Annotated in this window: 17 protein-coding genes; 5 read left to right on the top strand and 12 right to left on the bottom strand. The window is 63.6% G+C overall.

Going from position 1 to position 16,948, the window contains the following annotated elements; genetic code table 11:
* Nucleotides 1–166 precede the first annotated feature (166 nt).
* The 9 genes from hslU to NCR35_RS01160 all read right to left on the bottom strand — a co-directional run bounded on the left by hslU (nucleotide 167) and on the right by NCR35_RS01160 (nucleotide 9,302).
* Entirely contained in the window at nucleotides 167–1,504 is a 1,338-nt protein-coding gene (gene hslU, locus NCR35_RS01120; protein ID WP_250532677.1) for an ATP-dependent protease ATPase subunit HslU, read from the bottom strand.
* A 12-nt stretch (nucleotides 1,505–1,516) separates the two neighbouring features.
* A complete protein-coding gene (gene hslV, locus NCR35_RS01125; RefSeq protein WP_159837392.1) occupies nucleotides 1,517–2,053 on the bottom strand; it encodes an ATP-dependent protease subunit HslV in 537 nt (178 codons plus the stop codon).
* Between the two features lie 346 nt (nucleotides 2,054–2,399).
* Nucleotides 2,400–2,816, bottom strand: coding sequence for an RNA polymerase-binding protein DksA (dksA, locus tag NCR35_RS01130; protein ID WP_061122132.1), 417 nt, complete (start codon nucleotides 2,814–2,816; stop codon nucleotides 2,400–2,402).
* A 531-nt stretch (nucleotides 2,817–3,347) separates the two neighbouring features.
* Entirely contained in the window at nucleotides 3,348–4,430 is a 1,083-nt protein-coding gene (locus NCR35_RS01135) for a CobW family GTP-binding protein (RefSeq protein WP_250532678.1), read from the bottom strand.
* A gap of 132 nt (nucleotides 4,431–4,562) precedes the next feature.
* Nucleotides 4,563–5,762 carry a class I SAM-dependent rRNA methyltransferase gene (locus NCR35_RS01140; RefSeq protein WP_244847570.1) on the bottom strand — a complete coding sequence of 400 codons (1,200 nt, stop codon included), beginning with the start codon at nucleotides 5,760–5,762 and terminating at the stop codon, nucleotides 4,563–4,565.
* Between the two features lie 36 nt (nucleotides 5,763–5,798).
* Nucleotides 5,799–6,722: a tyrosine recombinase XerC gene (gene xerC / locus NCR35_RS01145; protein WP_250532679.1), complete on the bottom strand. Its 924-nt coding sequence runs from the start codon at nucleotides 6,720–6,722 to the stop codon at nucleotides 5,799–5,801.
* A gap of 10 nt (nucleotides 6,723–6,732) precedes the next feature.
* The gene (locus NCR35_RS01150; protein WP_175938763.1) at nucleotides 6,733–7,452 is read right to left on the bottom strand and encodes a DUF484 family protein; all 720 of its coding nucleotides are present in this window, start codon (nucleotides 7,450–7,452) and stop codon (nucleotides 6,733–6,735) included.
* 34 nt (nucleotides 7,453–7,486) lie between these two features.
* Nucleotides 7,487–8,359, bottom strand: coding sequence for a diaminopimelate epimerase (dapF, locus tag NCR35_RS01155; RefSeq protein ID WP_250532680.1), 873 nt, complete (start codon nucleotides 8,357–8,359; stop codon nucleotides 7,487–7,489).
* Between the two features lie 58 nt (nucleotides 8,360–8,417).
* Nucleotides 8,418–9,302: a lipid A biosynthesis lauroyl acyltransferase gene (locus NCR35_RS01160; RefSeq protein WP_250532681.1), complete on the bottom strand. Its 885-nt coding sequence runs from the start codon at nucleotides 9,300–9,302 to the stop codon at nucleotides 8,418–8,420.
* 284 nt (nucleotides 9,303–9,586) lie between these two features.
* Here NCR35_RS01160 and metK point away from each other — a divergent pair, with 284 nt between their 5' ends.
* On the top strand, nucleotides 9,587–10,774 hold the full coding sequence (gene metK, locus NCR35_RS01165) for a methionine adenosyltransferase (RefSeq protein WP_250532682.1): 1,188 nt from the start codon (nucleotides 9,587–9,589) through the stop codon (nucleotides 10,772–10,774).
* Nucleotides 10,775–10,849: 75 nt separating this feature from the next.
* Here the strand turns inward: metK and NCR35_RS01170 are convergent, their stop codons facing one another.
* A complete protein-coding gene (locus tag NCR35_RS01170) occupies nucleotides 10,850–11,200 on the bottom strand; it encodes a hypothetical protein (protein WP_250532683.1) in 351 nt (116 codons plus the stop codon).
* Nucleotides 11,201–11,516: 316 nt separating this feature from the next.
* On the opposite strand from NCR35_RS01170, the gene NCR35_RS01175 reads away from it, so the two are divergent.
* On the top strand, nucleotides 11,517–12,293 hold the full coding sequence (locus NCR35_RS01175) for a phytanoyl-CoA dioxygenase family protein (protein WP_250532684.1): 777 nt from the start codon (nucleotides 11,517–11,519) through the stop codon (nucleotides 12,291–12,293).
* Between the two features lie 4 nt (nucleotides 12,294–12,297).
* Here the strand turns inward: NCR35_RS01175 and NCR35_RS01180 are convergent, their stop codons facing one another.
* Nucleotides 12,298–12,501 (bottom strand): DUF3185 family protein, encoded by a 204-nt coding sequence (locus tag NCR35_RS01180; RefSeq protein ID WP_175938776.1) that lies wholly within the window; start codon nucleotides 12,499–12,501, stop codon nucleotides 12,298–12,300.
* 76 nt (nucleotides 12,502–12,577) lie between these two features.
* Nucleotides 12,578–13,372 (bottom strand): mechanosensitive ion channel family protein, encoded by a 795-nt coding sequence (locus NCR35_RS01185; RefSeq protein WP_244847577.1) that lies wholly within the window; start codon nucleotides 13,370–13,372, stop codon nucleotides 12,578–12,580.
* Nucleotides 13,373–13,585: 213 nt separating this feature from the next.
* On the opposite strand from NCR35_RS01185, the gene mgrA reads away from it, so the two are divergent.
* From mgrA to NCR35_RS01200, 3 genes are all read left to right on the top strand, one after another.
* Entirely contained in the window at nucleotides 13,586–14,632 is a 1,047-nt protein-coding gene (gene mgrA, locus NCR35_RS01190) for an L-glyceraldehyde 3-phosphate reductase (RefSeq protein ID WP_250532685.1), read from the top strand.
* 378 nt (nucleotides 14,633–15,010) lie between these two features.
* Entirely contained in the window at nucleotides 15,011–15,781 is a 771-nt protein-coding gene (locus NCR35_RS01195; protein ID WP_175938781.1) for a ferredoxin--NADP reductase, read from the top strand.
* A gap of 316 nt (nucleotides 15,782–16,097) precedes the next feature.
* Entirely contained in the window at nucleotides 16,098–16,943 is an 846-nt protein-coding gene (locus NCR35_RS01200; RefSeq protein ID WP_250532686.1) for a sensor histidine kinase, read from the top strand.
* Nucleotides 16,944–16,948: the final 5 nt, after the last annotated feature.

A 16,948-nucleotide genomic window follows, 5' to 3' on the forward strand; every position in this document is an offset into this window, starting at 1 on the left:
CTATTGCGTCGCATCAACCCGCTGTGTATGATTGGAACTGTCTCCTCCATGTCTCCTCCTGATATGGATTCAGCCCGCCGACTAGGCGGGCTTTTTTTTGCCTTCTCGCGCAGCAGGCGAAAAAAAACCGGGCGCGAAGGCCCGGTTCTCTCTGTGTCGGCGCGACCTACAGCACGTAGCGCGACAAATCCTCGTCGTCCGCGACATCGCCCAATGCGCGGTCCACGTACGCCGCGTCGATCTTCACCGGCTGGCCCGCGTGATTGCCCGCCGCGAACGACACTTCCTCCAGCAGCTTTTCGATCACCGTATAAAGCCGCCGCGCGCCAATGTTCTCGGTCTTTTCGTTCACCGAGAACGCGATTTCGGCCAAACGCCGGATGCCGTCATCGGCGAAATCGAGTTCCACGTCTTCGGTGGCGAGCAGCGCCTTGTACTGCTTGACGAGACTCGCATCGGTCGAATTCAGGATCGACTCGAAGTCGCCCACGGACAGCGAATCCAGCTCGACGCGAATCGGGAAACGCCCCTGCAATTCGGGAATCAGATCGCTCGGCTTGGCGAGATGAAACGCGCCGCTCGCGATGAACAGGATGTGATCCGTCTTGATCATCCCGTACTTCGTGTTGATGGTCGTGCCTTCCACGAGCGGCAGCAGGTCGCGCTGCACGCCCGCCCGCGAGACTTCCGCCCCGCCGACTTCGCTGCGCGACGCGATCTTGTCGATCTCGTCCAGAAACACGATGCCGTTCTGCTCGACGTTCTGCACCGCCTTGGTCTTGACCTCTTCGTCGTTGAGCAGCTTGCCGGCTTCCTCGTCGGTCAGGAGCTTCAGCGCCTCCTTCACCTTCACCTTGCGGCGCGTCTTCTTGCCGCCGCCGATGTTCGCGAACATCGAGCGAATCTGCTCGGTCATGTCTTCCATGCCCGGCGGCCCCATGATGTCCATGCCGACTTGCGGCAACTCGACGTCCAGTTCGATTTCCTTGTCGTCGAGCGCGCCTTCGCGCAGGCGCTTGCGGAACGTCTGACGCGTGGTGTTATCGCCTTCGCTGGTCGCTTCGGCCGCGCCGAAACCCACCGGGCGCGCGCTCGGCAGCAGGATATCCAGAATGCGATCTTCCGCGCGATCTTCCGCCTTGGTGCGCACCTTCTTCATTTCCGCCTCGCGCGTCTGCTTGACGGAAATTTCGATCAGATCGCGCACGATGCTGTCGACATCGCGGCCCACGTAGCCGACTTCGGTGAACTTCGTCGCTTCGATCTTGATGAACGGCGCGTCCGCGAGCTTTGCAAGACGCCGCGCGATTTCGGTTTTGCCGACGCCCGTCGGCCCGATCATCAGAATGTTCTTCGGCGTGATTTCCTGACGCAGCGGCTCGGCAACCTGCTGGCGACGCCAGCGGTTGCGCAGCGCGACGGCAACCGCCTTCTTGGCGCGCCCCTGACCGATGATGTGTTTGTCGAGTTCGGAGACGATTTCGGAGGGAGTCATGGTGGTCATCGCTGGGTTCCTTTATTCGATCGTCTCGATGACGCGATTGTGATTGGTGTAGATGCACATGTCGCCGGCGATGGTCAGCGCCTTCTCGACGATCTCGCGCGGCGAAAGCTCGGTGTTTTCCGCGAGCGCCTGCGCGGCGGCTTGCGCATACGCGCCACCGGAGCCGATCGCGCAGATGCCGTTTTCGGGATCGAGCACGTCGCCGTTGCCGGTGATGACGAGCGTGGCCTGCGCGTCGGCGGCAATCAGCATGGCTTCGAGGCGGCGCAGCATGCGGTCGGTGCGCCAGTCTTTCGCCAGTTCGACGGCGGCGCGCGTCAGATTGCCCTGGTGCTTCTCCAGCTTCGCTTCGAAGCGATCCAGCAGCGAGAACGCGTCGGCCGTGCCGCCGGCGAAGCCGACCAGCACCTTGCCGCCATAGATGCGGCGCACTTTCTTGGCGCCGCCCTTCATGACGATGTTGCCGAGCGTCACCTGACCATCGCCGCCCAACGCGACTTTGCCGCCGCGTCGCACGGAGACGATGGTCGTGCCGTGAAATTGTTCCATGTGCGTTCCTTAAGAAAACCAGAAGAACGCGGGCGGCTTGCGATCAGTGACGAGCCGCCACGCAGTCGAGAATTCGATGGAGTGCACGGCGCGGGGTTCCGCCCGGCCGGAAGGCTCGAAGCGTACGGCGCCGCGCGCGCGCCTTCGCGATGAGCGGGCGCGTCGAGTTCAGTTTAGGGCGCGGCGGGATTTATCAAGGTGCGGGTTTGTCGGACGCGCGAAAAGCAAAAAGGCACACGATTCACGTGTGCCTTTTGTTCGTGCTAACGCCCGACTTCGCGCTTTTTCGCGGCGGCGCGTTCCCCGTTGCGGGCGGACCCGCACCGTTCGCCGCGCGGTTGCCGCTTCAGTCGCCGAAGAGTTTCTGGCGCAGTTCGCGGCGCTCTTGCGCTTCGAGCGAGAGCGTGGCCGTGGGGCGCGCGAGCAGACGCGGAATGCCGATCGGCTCGCCGGTCTCTTCGCACCAGCCGTAGTCGCCGGATTCGATGCGCGCGAGCGATTGCTGCACTTTCTTCAGGAGCTTGCGTTCGCGGTCGCGCGTGCGCAGTTCCAGTGCATGCTCTTCCTCGATGGTCGCGCGGTCCGCCGGGTCCGGCACGATCACCGTTTCCCGCAGATTTTCCGTCGTCTGGCCGGCATTCTTGAGAATGTCCGCTTGCAACTGCTCGAGCCGGTTCTTGAAGAAGGCGAGTTGTTCCTCGTTCATGTAGTCCTTCTCGCTCATCTTCAGGATTTCGGCTTCGGTCAAGAGTTTCGTTGTCATCTGCTTGCTTCTTCAATGTAAGGCGATGTCTTCGCAACGCCCGCACTTGCGTTGCCCGCATGCATGCAGCGTTTTGGCGTCACGCGACACTCGATGCGGGGCCGAACTCCTCTGGAAACCGATATTGGCTGCTCCGTTTCAACGCTCGCCTCGTGGCCCTCCCGGCCTGTCAGCAGATCGTCCGCCGGGGCATCCTTTTCTGACATCCGACGGCCAACGCCCGTATTCGTATGCGCCGAACGGATTCGCCCTTCTCCAGTGGGGCTGTATTGTAACTGAACCGCAATTTCCGACGATAACCGAGGAAAACCCTGTCGAAAGCCGCCGGAATTTCAAAAATATAACGCCTGAACCCGCAAAAAGCGATGTCGTTTGGTGGGCGCGACTACATAACCGCGACAATAAACGCCCACGAAAAACGCCGCCGGCGAGGCTCGCGGGCGGCGTTTAACTTCGTATGGACGTTGCGTCCCGCCTTTTTCGCGCGCTTGGCGCAGATCAGCGAAATACGTGCCGCGGTTACGTCCGCGATTACTTCACCAGGCAGGCGTCGAGGCCGTCGGTAATCAGATCCTTCGGCAGCTCGATACCGATGAACACCATCTTGCTGTTCTTCTTCTCGATCGGCATCCACTTGGCGGCGAGGTCGCTGCCCATCATCTGATGCACGCCCTGGAAGACGACCTTGCGATCGACGCCCTTCATATACAGCACGCCCTTGTAGCGCAGCAGCCGCTCGCCATAGATCTGCAAAATGCCGCCGAGGAAGTCTTCCAGGCGGTTCGGATCGAACGGCTTGTCGCTGCGATACACGAACGACTTGATCTTGTCGTCGTGGTGCGCGTGATGGTGGTGATGATGATGCTCGTGATCGTGGCTGTGGTCGTGACCGCAGGTCGCGTGGTCGTGATCGTCGTCGTGTGCGTGATCATGCGCGTGATCGTGGTCATGATCGTGCTCGTCTTCCGCGAGGAAGTCCGGATCGATTTCCAGCTTCGAGTTCAGATTGAAGCCACGCAGATCGAAGATTTCCTTGATGTCGGCATCGCCGAAATTGACGACCTTGATCGCCGCGCGCGGGTTCATGTGCAGCAGCCGATGCTTCAGCGCTTCGAGCGCGTCTGCATCGACGAGATCGGACTTGGTGACGAACAGCCGATCCGCGAAACCGACTTGCCGCTGCACCACTTCGTGCTGGTCGAGCTGCGCGTTCGCGTGCTTCGCATCGACCAACGTGATGATCGCGTCGAGCAGGAATTCGTCGGCGACGGTGTTATCCATGAAAAACGTCTGCGCGACCGGGCCCGGATTCGCGAGACCCGTGGTTTCGATCACCACGCGGTCGAAGTCGAGCGTGCCCGCCTTCTTGCGGTTCGCGAGGTCTTCGAGCGCGCGCGCCAGATCGCCGCGAATCGTGCAGCAGATGCAGCCGTTGCTCATCTGGATGATCTGCTCGTTCGTTTCCTGCACGAGAATTTCGTTGTCGATGTTCTCTTCGCCGAACTCGTTCTCGATCACGGCGATCTTCATGCCGTGCTTCTCGTTCAGGATGCGCTTGAGCAGCGTGGTTTTGCCGCTGCCCAGAAAGCCGGTCAGGATGGTTACGGGAATCATGGTGTCGCCTGTTTCCTTGTCAGTGTTCGGAGTCGCGCGGCCGGTCGGTGGCGCACTGAATCGGTTATTGGAACATATTCGCTAAGCGGACGCTTTGCGCCGCGTGACCTTGCCGCAGCCAGATAAGGCCGCTTACGCGATTTGCAACAGCAGGCCCTTGAGGTACTCGCCTTCCGGAAACGCCGTGAGCAGCGGGTGATCGACGCCCGCGGAGAGGCGCTTCAGGATGCGCGCATCGACGCGGGCATCGGCCGCCGCGCCCGCGACGATCTTCTGGAACAGATCCGCATCGATCGCGCCCGAGCACGAATACGTGAACAGCAGCCCGCCCGGACGCAGCAGCTTGAAGCCGCTCAGATTGATGTCCTTGTACGCACGCGCCGCGCGGTCCACGGTTTCGCGCGACGGCGCGAACTTCGGCGGATCGAGCACGATCAGGTCGAAACGCTGGCCTTCGTCGTACAGACGGCGCAGCGTCTTGAAGGCGTCGGCGTCCAGCCATTCGGCTTTTTCCGCGTCGAAGCCGTTGGCCTTCACATTCTCACGCGCGAGCGCAAGCGCCTCGCCGGACGAATCCACCGACACCACGCGCGCAGCGCCGCCCTTCAACGCCGCGAGCGAAAAGCCGCCCGTATAGCAGAAGCAGTTGAGCACGTCGCGGCCTTGCGCGTTCTGCTGCACGAGCACGCGGTTGTCGCGCTGGTCCACGTAGAAGCCCGTCTTGTGGCCGTGCTTCACGTCGACGTGATAACGCACGCCGCATTCGTTCGTGATGAGCGTGTCCGGCGGCGGATCCCCCGCGAGCACGCCGGTCGTCTGTTCCAGCCCTTCCTTCTGGCGGATCGACACATCGGAGCGTTCGTAGACGTTCGGGCAGCCGGTCGCGGCGATCAGCGCATCGACGATCGCCGGCTTCCAGGCCTCGACGCCCGTCGCCATGAACTGACAGACGAGCTGCGCATGCGAGCCTTGATCGGCGACGTAGTAATCGACGATGAGGCCGGGCAAGCCGTCCGCTTCGCCGAAGACGAGGCGCGTCGCGCCGGTATCGCGAACCATCGTCTGCCGATGCGCGACTGCGCGCTGCACGCGGCGCTTGAAGAACGCGTGATCGACGGGCTCCGCTTCGTCGAACGTCCAGACGCGCGCGCGAATCTGCGAATGCGGGCTGTACGACGCGCGCGCGAGAAAGCGGCCATCGGCGGCGCGCACGGTGACAGTCGCGCCGGGCGCGGGATTGCCGTCGATGCGCGCGATGGCGTTCGCGTAAATCCACGGATGGCGGCGAACGAGCGACTTGTCCTTCGCCGGTTTGAGCGTGATGGTGTTCATTGCGATGATGAGAGCAGCGCGCGTGGCGCCGCGGTGTTAGTCGCGCTTCTTCGCGCGCGGATGCGCCGAGTCGTAGACGCGAGCAAGGTGCTGAAAATCCAGCGATGTATAGATCTGCGTCGCGGTAATGCTCGCATGGCCGAGCAGTTCCTGCACCGCGCGCAGGTCGCCGCTCGACTGCAAAACGTGCGTGGCGAACGAATGCCGCAGCACGTGCGGATGCACATTCGCCGGAATGCCCGCCAAGAGCGCCATGCGCTTGACGCGCTCGCGCACCACGCCCGGCGACATGCGATTCCCGCGCACGGAGAGAAAAAGCGCGTGCGGATCGAGCTTCACGAATTCGCCGCGTACGTCGATCCACGCGCGCAGCGCATCGATCGCCTTGCGGCCGACCGGCACTTTGCGCATGCGCTTGCCCTTGCCGAGCACGGTGACTTCGGCAGCGGCCAGATCGAGCCAGCCGGCGGACTGATGGTCCTTCGTATCGACGTGGCGGACATCGAGCCCGACCAGTTCCGAAAGCCGCAGCCCCGACGAATAGAACAGTTCGAGCATGGCGTGATCGCGCAATGCCTCGGTGCTGTCAGCGCGCGGCGCGTCCATCAGGGCCATTGCGTCGTCGACGGAAAGCGCCTTTGGAAGCGTCTTTTCGCGCTTCGGCGCGCGCACCGTCGCGACGGGATTCGCGGACATCTCGACGCGCTCGGCGAGCCAGCGGTAAAACGCGCGCCACGCCGAGAGCCGATGCGCGATGGAGCGCGGCGACAGGCCCGCCGCGTGCGCGCGCACGACCGCGCCGCGCATGTCGGCGGCCGTCAGCGTTTCGAGCGCGCGGCCCTTGGCGAGCGCGCGCAGTTCGCCGAGTTCGTACGTGTAGCCGCGCAGCGTGTGCTCCGACAGACGCCGCTCGTGTTCGAGCATCGCGAGATAAGCGGCGATGTGGTCGGCGGGCTGCATGTCGCGTCGCTCAGTTCGGCAGCAGGCGGGAGAGCGCCGCGCTCGCCAGCACGCCGATCTGCGCGAGGAAATCCGTCGCCATGCCGTCGTGGAAGCGCCGCGCGTCGGGCGATCCCATCACGAGCAGGCCGAACGCGGGCGCATCCGGGCCGGCTTGCGGATCGCGCAGCGCGACGAGCGCAATCGACTGGATGCCGCGTTCGGCGGACGCGTCTTCAAGCGAGCCGCCGCTGGATGCCGAAGCCGAATTCGCCACGCCGAGCCACTGCGCCGCCGCGAAGCCGCTGTTCGCGCCGCAATACGGCGCGTCCAGGCTGCCCGCGAAGATACGCACTTCCTCGCCGACGTGGCGCGCAAAATCCGCCTGGCGATACGCTTCATCGACATCCCACATGCGCAGCGCGGCATGCGGCACGTCGAACACTTCGCACAATCCTTTGCTGATGGTGGACGGTAGCGCGTACGGGTCGCGCTGGCCGGTCACGCGCACGGTCCAGCGGTTGAACTTCGTCGCGATGCTGTCGTTTTCGTGGCCGTAGCGCAGCAGTTCGGCGAGCCGCCGTTCGAGCTGCTTATTCTTGTCGCGCAGCATTTCCATCTGGCGTTCCTGCAACGACACAGCCGACTTGCCGTGCGGATTCGAAAGCCGGATGGTGCCGAGCAGTTCGGCGTGCTCGACGAAAAAGTCGGGGTTGTCGAGCAGATAGTCGGCGACTTCGCGTGGATTCATGTTTGCCTGATACGTTTGAATGCGTGGGCTCAAGTCAGCCGATGTCCGAAAGCTCGATCTCGCCTTCGAAGACCGTCGCGGCGGGTCCGGCCATGAAAAGCGCGGCGGATTCGTCGCGTGCGCCGTCCCAGCTGATCGTGAGCGTGCCGCCGTGCGTCTCGACCCGCACCGGCGATTCGAGCACGCCGCGCCGGATGCCCGCGGCCACCGCCGCGCAAGCGCCCGTGCCGCAGGCGAGCGTTTCGCCCGCACCGCGCTCGAAGACGCGCAGCTTGACCGAATGCCGATCCACGATCTGCATGAAGCCCGCGTTGACGCGCTCCGGAAAGCGCGCGTGGCGCTCGATCTGCGGGCCTTCGGCGAGGACGGGATACGCTTCGACGTCGTCCACGATCTGAACCGCGTGCGGGTTGCCCATCGACACGACGGACACCGAGCGCGTCTTTCCGCCGATATCGAGCGGCCACAGCGTATCGTTGCCTTCGCTGCGGCCTTCGAGCCCGCTCGCGTCGAACGGCACGCGCGGCGGATCGAACACCGGCGCGCCCATGTCGACGGTCACTTCGCCGTTGTCCTGCATCGTCAGCGTGATGACGCCCTTCTGCACCTGCACGCGCACCGTCGAAGCAGCGGTCAGCCCGCGATCGCGCACGAACTTCACGAAGCAGCGCGCGCCATTGCCGCAATGCTCGACTTCGCCGCCATCGCAATTGAAGATGCGGTACTTGAAGTCGACGCCATCGACGGTCGGCTTTTCGACCAGCAGCAGCTGATCCGCGCCGACGCCGAAATGACGGTCGGCGAGCGCGCGAACCTGCGCGGCGTTCAGATCGAGCGCCTGCGAGTAGCCGTCGAGCACGACGAAGTCGTTGCCCGCGCCCTGCATCTTGGTGAACTTGAGTTTCATGGCCGCTATTGTATGTGAGCCTCGGTGCGGCGTTTCGTGGCGCTTGGCGCCGCGCGGCTCAATAAAAACTCGCCTCGCCCGGCGGCCGCGTCTTGAAGCGCTTGTGAACCCAGTAATACTGCTCGGGAATGCGCGGAATTTGCTCTTCGAGAAACGCGTTCATGCGGCGGGCGTCGGCATCGTCGTCGCCGGTCGGATAGTTCTCCCACGGCTCGAAGATCTTCAGCCGATAACCCTTGTAGTTCGGCAGCACTTCGCCGATGAACGGCACCACTTGCGCCTTGCCCGTCTTCGCGAGCCGGCCGACGGCAGTCAGCGTGCACGTCGGTATGCCGAAGAACGGCACGAAGGTGGAATTGCGCATGCCGTAATCCATGTCCGCGCCGAGCATGACGGGCTTGCGGTCGCGCAGCCAGCGCAGCACGATGCGCGCGCTGTCCGCGCGGCTCGCCATGTCCGCGCCGAAGCGGGCGCGCTGCCGCTTGGCAATCTCTTCGACCTGCGGATTCGAAAACGGCTGATACAGCGATCCGCATTGCCTGTGCAGCGAGTAGTTCAGAAAGATCGACCCCGCCTCGATGCCGACGAAGTGCAGCCCGAGAAAGAGCGTGGGCGGCAGATCCGGATCGCTGAGATCGACGGCGCTGTCCACTTCGATCAGCTTTTCGAGCTTCTTCGCCGATCCGAACCACTGCACGCTGCGCTCGACATAGCTGCGAATGGCGTGGCGGAAGTGCATCTGCGCGACTTCCTCGCGGCGCTCGGGCGACCATTCGGGAAAGCAGAGCCTGAGGTTCGTATGCACGATGCGCTTGCGCCGGCTCGGAATCTGATAAAGCAGCCAGCCGAGGCCATCGCCGAAACGCGCGGTAATGCCGTAAGGAATGATCGCGAGAAACTTCAGAAAGCCGATGGCGAGCGATACGCCGATGCGCCCTAACATGACGTGCTCCCGCGAACATACGGGCGGCGGCTACCGGCGGAGGATAAGCGCGGGACGAATGACGACAAGCGTTCGACTCTGTAAAAACACGGGAAACCGGTATAATAAGGGCTTCGCCGAGTTAATGGACAACTTGCGGGGCGAAGCCGGCCTGAGCCGAATGCATGCATCGCGTGCATCGAGGTTCAGGACGGAGAAAGGACATCCGCTAAAGCGTCGCCGCTTCAGACTCCAAACGAAGTCGGCTACGTGAATCTCAACCGTACTCAATTGGAGTCTGAAGCGTGTCGAACGACTACCTGTTTACCTCCGAATCCGTTTCCGAAGGCCACCCGGACAAGGTCGCCGACCAAATCTCCGACGCTATTCTCGACGCCATCCTGACTCAGGACAAATACTCGCGCGTCGCGGCGGAAACCCTCTGCAATACCGGTCTCGTCGTCCTCGCGGGCGAAATCACGACCACCGCGAACGTCGATTACATCCAGATCGCGCGGGACACCATCAAGCGCATCGGTTACGACAACACGGACTACGGCATCGACTATCGCGGCTGCGCGGTGCTCGTCGCGTATGACAAGCAATCGCCGGATATCGCGCAAGGCGTGAACAAGGCGCACGACGACAATCTGGACCAAGGCGCGGGCGACCAGGGCCTCATGTTCGGTTACGCCTGCGACGAAACGCCCGAACTCATGCCGCTGCCGATTCACCTGTCGCACCGTCTCGTCGAGCGTCAGGCGAACCTGCGCCGCGACGGCCGTCTGCCCTGGCTGCGTCCGGACGCGAAGTCGCAAGTCACCGTGCGCTACGTGGACGGCAAGCCGCACTCCATCGACACCGTCGTGCTCTCCACGCAGCACGCGCCGGACATCGATCTGCCGCAGCTGCGCGAAGCCGTCATCGAAGAAGTCATCAAGCCGACGCTGCCGAAGGAACTCATCAAGGGCGACATCAAGTTCCTGGTGAACCCGACGGGCCGGTTCGTGATCGGCGGTCCGCAAGGCGACTGCGGTCTGACGGGCCGAAAGATCATCGTCGATACGTACGGCGGCGCGGCTCCGCACGGCGGCGGCGCGTTCTCGGGCAAGGACCCGTCGAAGGTGGACCGCTCGGCCGCTTACGCGGGCCGTTACGTCGCGAAGAACGTGGTCGCGGCCGGTCTGGCGTCGCGCTGCCTGATTCAGGTGTCGTACGCCATCGGCGTCGCGCGTCCGACTTCGGTGATGGTGAATACGTTCGGCACCGGCCGCGTGTCGGATGCCGAGATCACCCAGCTCGTGCTCGAACATTTCGATCTGCGTCCGAAGGGCATCATCCAGATGCTCGACCTGCTGCGCCCGATCTACGAAAAGTCGGCGGCGTATGGTCACTTCGGCCGCGAAGAGCCGGAATTCTCGTGGGAAGCCGCGGACAAGGCGCTGTTGCTGGCCGAGGCCGCCGGCACCGAGCCGGTGGTGCGCGTGGCGTAAGCCTTCGGGCGCGATAAATAAAAAACCGGCAGGCATCGCGCCTGCCGGTTTTTTTCTTTTGGGCGATGCGCGTGTTCAGCGCACCGCGAACGCGTACCAGCCGGGGCTGGTCGCCGACGTGCGACGCGGCCGGCGGCTCGTTAGCGCGGCGGCTCGCGGCTTCGGCGATGGCGCCCGCAGTTGCATCGGGCGGCGCAGCAGCGTGCGCAGCGACACGTCGCGCGAGGCGGCGCGTGCGCGCAGATTCAGAAAGAACCCGCGAAACCAGGAGCGGATGCCATCGACCGGATGCGTGTTCGTCGGTTGCGGCGCAAGCGCCTGCGTGCGAGCGGAATGATGCCGCAACGCGCGGATCATGCCGCGCCGGGCGGGCCGAGCGGCACGGGATGCGGCGCGTCGAAGGCCCTTAGCGATTCGGTGGTTCATGTCGGCGATAGGTTCGTCTGCGTGGTGGCAAACTCGACAGTAGTCGTCTCAAAAATAGCGTTCAAGGCTTCGATTCAACCCCGGCAGCGAAGTTGCACCGAAACGATGCGGCCAATGTACCGGACGTGCGTGACTGTCGTAAGTCCGCGTTTTCCCTGCCGGCTACTGAAGCAGTCCCTTCACGGCGCGGCGCGCGAGCCATGCTGCGAGCGCCTTTGCGGCCCGCGCGACTTACAATGCCCGTATTCGCCCCAATTTTCCGGGTATTGCGCTGGCTGCATGAGGCGATATCGAAGCCGCGCCGAGGCCGACCAACATGTCTGAACAAACGTCGCTGAAATCGAAGAGTGATCAGGTGCACGAGCTGCGCCAAATGGGCTTCGTCATCGTGAAGGGGCTCGTGTCCGAGGCGCGCTGCGACGCGCTGCGCGAGGTCGCGCAGCGTCAATTGGCCGAAGCCGCCGCGCCGGTCGAATACGAAGCCGACCTGAAGTATCCGGGCGCGCCCGAATCGAAGCACGCGCCGGGCGGACATACCGTGCGGCGGCTTCTGGATGCATACGGGCGCCATCCGCTATTCGCGGAATTCGCGACATCGCCGGAAGTGCGCGGCTGGATGGAGCTGTACTTCGGCGAGACGCCGTATCTATCGCGCGCGCACCACAACTGCGTGATGACGAAGCACCCGGCGTACGGCAGCCTGACGGGCTGGCATCGCGATGTGCGTTACTGGGCGTTCGAGCGCGACGATCTGGTTTCCGCGTGGGTCGCGCTCGGCGATGAAACCGTCGAAAACGGCGCGCTGTGGTTCGTGCCGCGCTCGCACAAGCTCGCGTTCACGTCGGACCGATTCGACGACGCCAAATTCTTCCGCGCCGATTTGCCGGAGAACACGGCGCTGATTCACACGGCGGTTTCGCCCAAGCTCGCCAAGGGCGACGTCGTGTTCTTTCACTGCAACACGCTGCACTCCGCAGGCAAGAATCTCACCGATCAGGTGAAGTTTTCGCTCGTCTACACGTATCGCGGCGCGAGCAACGCGGCGTTGCCGGGGACGCGTTCCGCGTCGAAACCGGAAGTGGCGCTCGTCTGATCGTTCAGCGTTTCGAGGGCAGCGCGAGTCCGATCAGCCCCGCAAGCGACGCGACAATGCCGCCCGCGATCAGCCAGATCGTCTTGTTGGTCGGCGAGCCCGTGAAGAAGCGCGAGACGTCGTTGCTCAACGAGTGAAACGACTGTCCGCCGAAGTACAAGAGCACGATGCCGCCGACGAGCAAGGCAAGGGAAATCGCTCGGGTCATCAAGGGTCCTCGTTAGTTTCGGGATAGGGCGCGCCAGCTTACAAGGCGCGCCGCAGGGCGTCCAGCCAGGCCACGGTCACGCCGCGACCGGCACGCGCGTGAGCGGCTGAATCTGGCGCAGCAAGTCGGCCTGCACGGCCGGATGGTCGCTTGCGCGCGTCCACACACCCACGTTGAACTTCACGCCGGTATCGGTGTAATCCGTGACGGCGATCCACGGCGCCGACGCGCCGTCCTGCACGATGCGCGCATCGCCCGTCACGAGCCTGCGCAGCTCGCCGAGCACGCGCTCGACGTCCTGACCGTGCTGCACGAGAAAGTTGAGCACGACGCGCCGCTGCTCGTTCGCGCTGTAATTCGTCACCGGATTCGCCCAGATGATGCTGTTCGGCACATACATGACGACGCCGTCCGCCTTCGTGAGCCGCGTGGTGAAAAGACCGATCTCGTTGACCGTGCCCGCCGTCACGCCGATTCCCTCGATATAGTCGCCGACGCGAAACGGCCGCAACAGCAGCAACATCAAACCGGCCGCGATGTTTTGCAGCGTGCCCTGCAGCGCCAGTCCGATGGCAAGCCCGGCCGCGCCGAGCACGGTCAGGATGCTCGCCGCCGCGATGCCGAATTTGCCGAGCGCCGCGACGATGGCGACCACGCGTATGGCCCACATTACGAGACTCGCGAGCACCGGCGTCAGCGTGGCATCGACGTTCGTGCGGTTGAGCGTGCGGCGCAGCGCGTTCGCGACGATATTCGAAATCCACCAGCCGACGGCGACGATCAAGATCGCCATCAGAAGGTTGACGCCGTACGTCAGCCCGAGCGTGAGCATGAAGTCGTAGGCGGGGCGCAGTTTGTCGATTGAATCCATAAAGAGGCTCCTTGTGCGATGAATGCGTTGACCAGGCGGCGCGCCGTGTGCTCCCGCATATCGGGAGGCGAATGCCCCGCGCTCGCGCCGTCGCCGATTGGCTTAACATTGACGGCTTTGGTCGATTCGCGAGCATAGAGCAGCGGCGCGCATCCACCGGCTTCACGATTGTCAAAGTTAGTCCAAAACCGCCACTCGCAAAGGAAATCTGTCATGGCTTACGAAGCAGCATCCGAGCGTTACTCCTCGCAGATGCAGTACCGCACGTGCGGCAAATCCGGGCTCAAGCTGCCGGCGCTGTCGCTCGGTCTCTGGCATAACTTCGGCGACACCACGCCCATTTCGACGCAACGCGACATCCTGCGCACCGCATTCGATCTCGGCGTCACTCATTTCGACCTCGCGAACAACTACGGGCCGCCGTTCGGCAGCGCGGAAACCAACTTCGGGCGCATCTTCAAGGACGACTTCAAGCCGTATCGCGACGAACTGCTGATTTCGACGAAAGCCGGCTGGGACATGTGGCCCGGTCCGTACGGGCAGGGCGGCGGCTCGCGCAAGTACGTGCTCGCGAGTCTGGATCAGAGCCTGAAGCGCATGGGGCTGGATTACGTCGATATCTTCTACTCGCATCGCTTCGACGCCGATACGCCGCTCGAAGAAACCGCCGGCGCGCTCGCGACCGCCGTGCATTCGGGCAAGGCGCTGTATGTCGGCATCTCGTCGTATTCGGCGGCGAAGACGCGCGAAATGGCCAAGCTGCTCGCCGAGCACAAAGTGCCGCTTCTGATCCATCAGCCGTCGTACAACATGCTGAACCGCTGGATCGAAGAAGAACTGCTCGATACGCTCGATGAGATCGGCGCGGGCAGCATCGCGTTCACGCCGCTCGCGCAAGGGCTGCTCACGAGCAAGTATCTGAACGGCGTGCCTCAGGATGCGCGCGTCAACAAGCCGGGCGGCGGATCGCTCAAGCAGGAACACCTGAGCCAGGAAAATCTGGAGCACGTGCGCAAGCTGAACGAACTGGCGCAGCGGCGCGGCCAAAGCCTCGCGCAGATGGCGCTGGCGTGGGCGCTGCGCGGCGGGCGCGTGACCTCGGTGCTGATCGGCGCGAGCCGCGCGGAGCAAGTCACCGAAAACGTCGGCGCGTTGAAGAATCTGGAGTTCAGCCAGGAAGAACTCGCGGAGATCGACAAGTACGCGCAGGAAGGCGGCATCAATCTGTGGGAAAAGCCGTCGACGGATCAGCGCATCTGAACGTCTCGAAGCCGCATTCCGTCAGAAGGGTGATTCGGAAGCGGCTCCGCTACGGTTGCTATCATGCGGGCTCGCGGTTCATTCGCTGCTGATCGGCAGCGAGCAGAATCGGCGGCGGCGCGTGGCGCGTGGCGGATCGTCACGCGCTGCTGGCGAACCGGCCCGAGGACGCCCGGCGGCTATCGGGTTAGAATAGCCGATTGCGCCCATGCAATGCCCGGCTGCACGACTGCCGACGCGGGCCTGCCGCAAACACGCCGCACAGAGCCGAAAGTTCGGACGAAAGCGCAAGCCGCTCGTCCTTTCGCGCGGCGTCGAGCGACCCGCGTTCCGGCGTTCCGCCGCGAGCGTCACCGTTTTCGCATAGTCCAAGAAGCCATGAGCAACCTCAACTCTCAAACCGTTCTGAGCGTCCACCACTGGACCGACACGCTTTTCAGTTTCACCTGCACTCGCGACGCCTCGTTCCGCTTTGAGAACGGCCAGTTCACGATGGTGGGCCTCGAAGTCGACGGCAAGCCGCTCCTGCGCGCCTACAGTCTCGCGAGCGCGAACTACGAAGAGCATCTCGAATTCCTGAGCATCAAGGTGCCGGACGGCCCGCTGACTTCGCGTCTTCAGCACCTGAAGGTCGGCGATTCCGTGCTGATCGGCAAGAAGCCGACGGGCACGCTCGTCGCGGACAACCTGTTGCCGGGCAAGACGCTGTGGCTGCTCTCCACGGGCACGGGCCTCGCGCCGTTCATGTCGATCATCAAGGACCCGGACGTCTACGACCGCTACGAGAAGATCGTGCTGACGCATACGTGCCGCTTCGTCGATGAACTCGCGTACAAGGACTTCATCACCGAGCACCTGCCGGCGCACGAGCACATCGGCGAGATCGTCTCGGAGAAGCTCGTCTATTACCCGACCGTGACGCGCGAAGAATTCGCGAACCGCGGCCGCATTACGGACCTGATCGAGACGAAGAAGCTGTTCTCGGATCTGTCGGTGGAGCCGTTCTCCATCGAAAACGACCGCGTGATGCTCTGCGGCAGCCCGCACATGCTGCGCGACACGCGTCAGTTGCTGGACTCGCTGGGCTTCCAGGAAGGCAGCAACAACCATCCGGGTCATTACGTCGTCGAAAAGGCGTTCGTCGGCTGATTCTTGGATGGCGTGTTCGCGAAGAAGCCGGGGCAAATCGCTCCGGTTTTTTTTCGCCTGCTTGCCGGCTGCTTGTTACAACTGCGGACAGTCTTTGCCGCGCTTGGGCTGCGCTGCTGTTATCAATCGACATGAAGTTCTGCCGCCGCGGCCTTGTCGGACATGGATCAATCATATTTTTGAGATATGATGCGATCACGTCGAAGCGATGCGCAAGCCGTGCATCGTCCGATTTCCATGTTACAGAGTGTAAATTTAGTTACGCCGACTCGCGGTGCCGAGGACGTAGCTCAAGTTGCGCTCAAAGCGAGGAAAAATGAACCCGTCGGCCCTGATCGGACTGGATCAGCGTGCAACGTCCTGCGCCACCGTGCGCGGCGTGTCGTCAGCGACGCCGGAGGCATCCGGCTTACCGTTTTCCGTTCTCTTCGACGCCAAGCGGGAAAGCGACCGCGAGGTCGAACGCCTGCGCGCCCGCGTACAGGACCTCGCTTCGCAAGTCTGCGCGGCCGACGAGCGCGTTCGCCGCAGCATCGCCGCCGATCTGCACGACGAAGCCGGCGCGATTCTCACCGCCGCGAACCTCGCAGTGGCGCGCGCCGAATATCTGCTGCCCGCCGATGCGCCCGCTGCCTGTTCCCAAGCACTGCGCCAGGCGCGCGAATGTCTCGCCGAAGTCGCTGCCTCGAACCACCGGATCGTGGAGGGCCTGCACGCGCCGGCGCTCGACGACGGACTTCCCGCCGCGCTCGCCGAATGGCTCGCAACCTTCGGCGCGCGCGCCGGTCTCTCCGTCAATTTATCTTGTTCAGTTGAAATTTACGCGAAGCGCCTGCCGCAAGGTCTGTCGCATGCGTTCTTTCGCATCACGCAGGAAGCGCTGAACAACGTCGCGCGGCACGCGCATGCGACGCGCGCGAACGTCACGCTAACAGCCGACGACGACGCGCTCACGCTGGTGGTGGACGACGACGGCATCGGCATCACGCCCGCTGCGCGCCGTAAAGCCGGGCGGCTCGGGTTCGAGAGCATGCGCGCTCGTTGCGAGGCGTTCGGCGGCACGCTGCGCGTGGGCGCATCGAAAACCGGCGGGGCCTGCGTGCGCGCGCGCCTGCCGTGGACAGCCGCACCGCGCGCCGCGCTGCGCGCGGTCAACGACTGAGCGCG

This window comes from Caballeronia sp. AZ10_KS36 (genome assembly GCF_023631105.1).
Taxonomy (GTDB): domain Bacteria; phylum Pseudomonadota; class Gammaproteobacteria; order Burkholderiales; family Burkholderiaceae; genus Caballeronia.

Bases quoted from the DNA above. Each gene is read 5' to 3' on its own strand.
- dapF (WP_250532680.1), bottom strand. From the start codon at position 8,359: ATGAAACTCAAGTTCACCAAGATGCAGGGCGCGGGCAACGACTTCGTC.
- hslV (WP_159837392.1), bottom strand. From the start codon at position 2,053: ATGGAACAATTTCACGGCACGACCATCGTCTCCGTGCGACGCGGCGGC.
- NCR35_RS01195 (WP_175938781.1), top strand. From the start codon at position 15,011: ATGAGCAACCTCAACTCTCAAACCGTTCTGAGCGTCCACCACTGGACC.
- NCR35_RS01200 (WP_250532686.1), top strand. From the start codon at position 16,098: ATGAACCCGTCGGCCCTGATCGGACTGGATCAGCGTGCAACGTCCTGC.
- NCR35_RS01170 (WP_250532683.1), bottom strand. From the start codon at position 11,200: ATGAACCACCGAATCGCTAAGGGCCTTCGACGCGCCGCATCCCGTGCC.
- NCR35_RS01135 (WP_250532678.1), bottom strand. From the start codon at position 4,430: ATGATTCCCGTAACCATCCTGACCGGCTTTCTGGGCAGCGGCAAAACC.
- mgrA (WP_250532685.1), top strand. From the start codon at position 13,586: ATGGCTTACGAAGCAGCATCCGAGCGTTACTCCTCGCAGATGCAGTAC.
- NCR35_RS01175 (WP_250532684.1), top strand. From the start codon at position 11,517: ATGTCTGAACAAACGTCGCTGAAATCGAAGAGTGATCAGGTGCACGAG.
- NCR35_RS01160 (WP_250532681.1), bottom strand. From the start codon at position 9,302: ATGTTAGGGCGCATCGGCGTATCGCTCGCCATCGGCTTTCTGAAGTTT.
- dksA (WP_061122132.1), bottom strand. From the start codon at position 2,816: ATGACAACGAAACTCTTGACCGAAGCCGAAATCCTGAAGATGAGCGAG.
- hslU (WP_250532677.1), bottom strand. From the start codon at position 1,504: ATGACCACCATGACTCCCTCCGAAATCGTCTCCGAACTCGACAAACAC.
- NCR35_RS01150 (WP_175938763.1), bottom strand. From the start codon at position 7,452: ATGAATCCACGCGAAGTCGCCGACTATCTGCTCGACAACCCCGACTTT.
- NCR35_RS01140 (WP_244847570.1), bottom strand. From the start codon at position 5,762: ATGAACACCATCACGCTCAAACCGGCGAAGGACAAGTCGCTCGTTCGC.
- NCR35_RS01180 (WP_175938776.1), bottom strand. From the start codon at position 12,501: ATGACCCGAGCGATTTCCCTTGCCTTGCTCGTCGGCGGCATCGTGCTC.
- xerC (WP_250532679.1), bottom strand. From the start codon at position 6,722: ATGCAGCCCGCCGACCACATCGCCGCTTATCTCGCGATGCTCGAACAC.
- NCR35_RS01185 (WP_244847577.1), bottom strand. From the start codon at position 13,372: ATGGATTCAATCGACAAACTGCGCCCCGCCTACGACTTCATGCTCACG.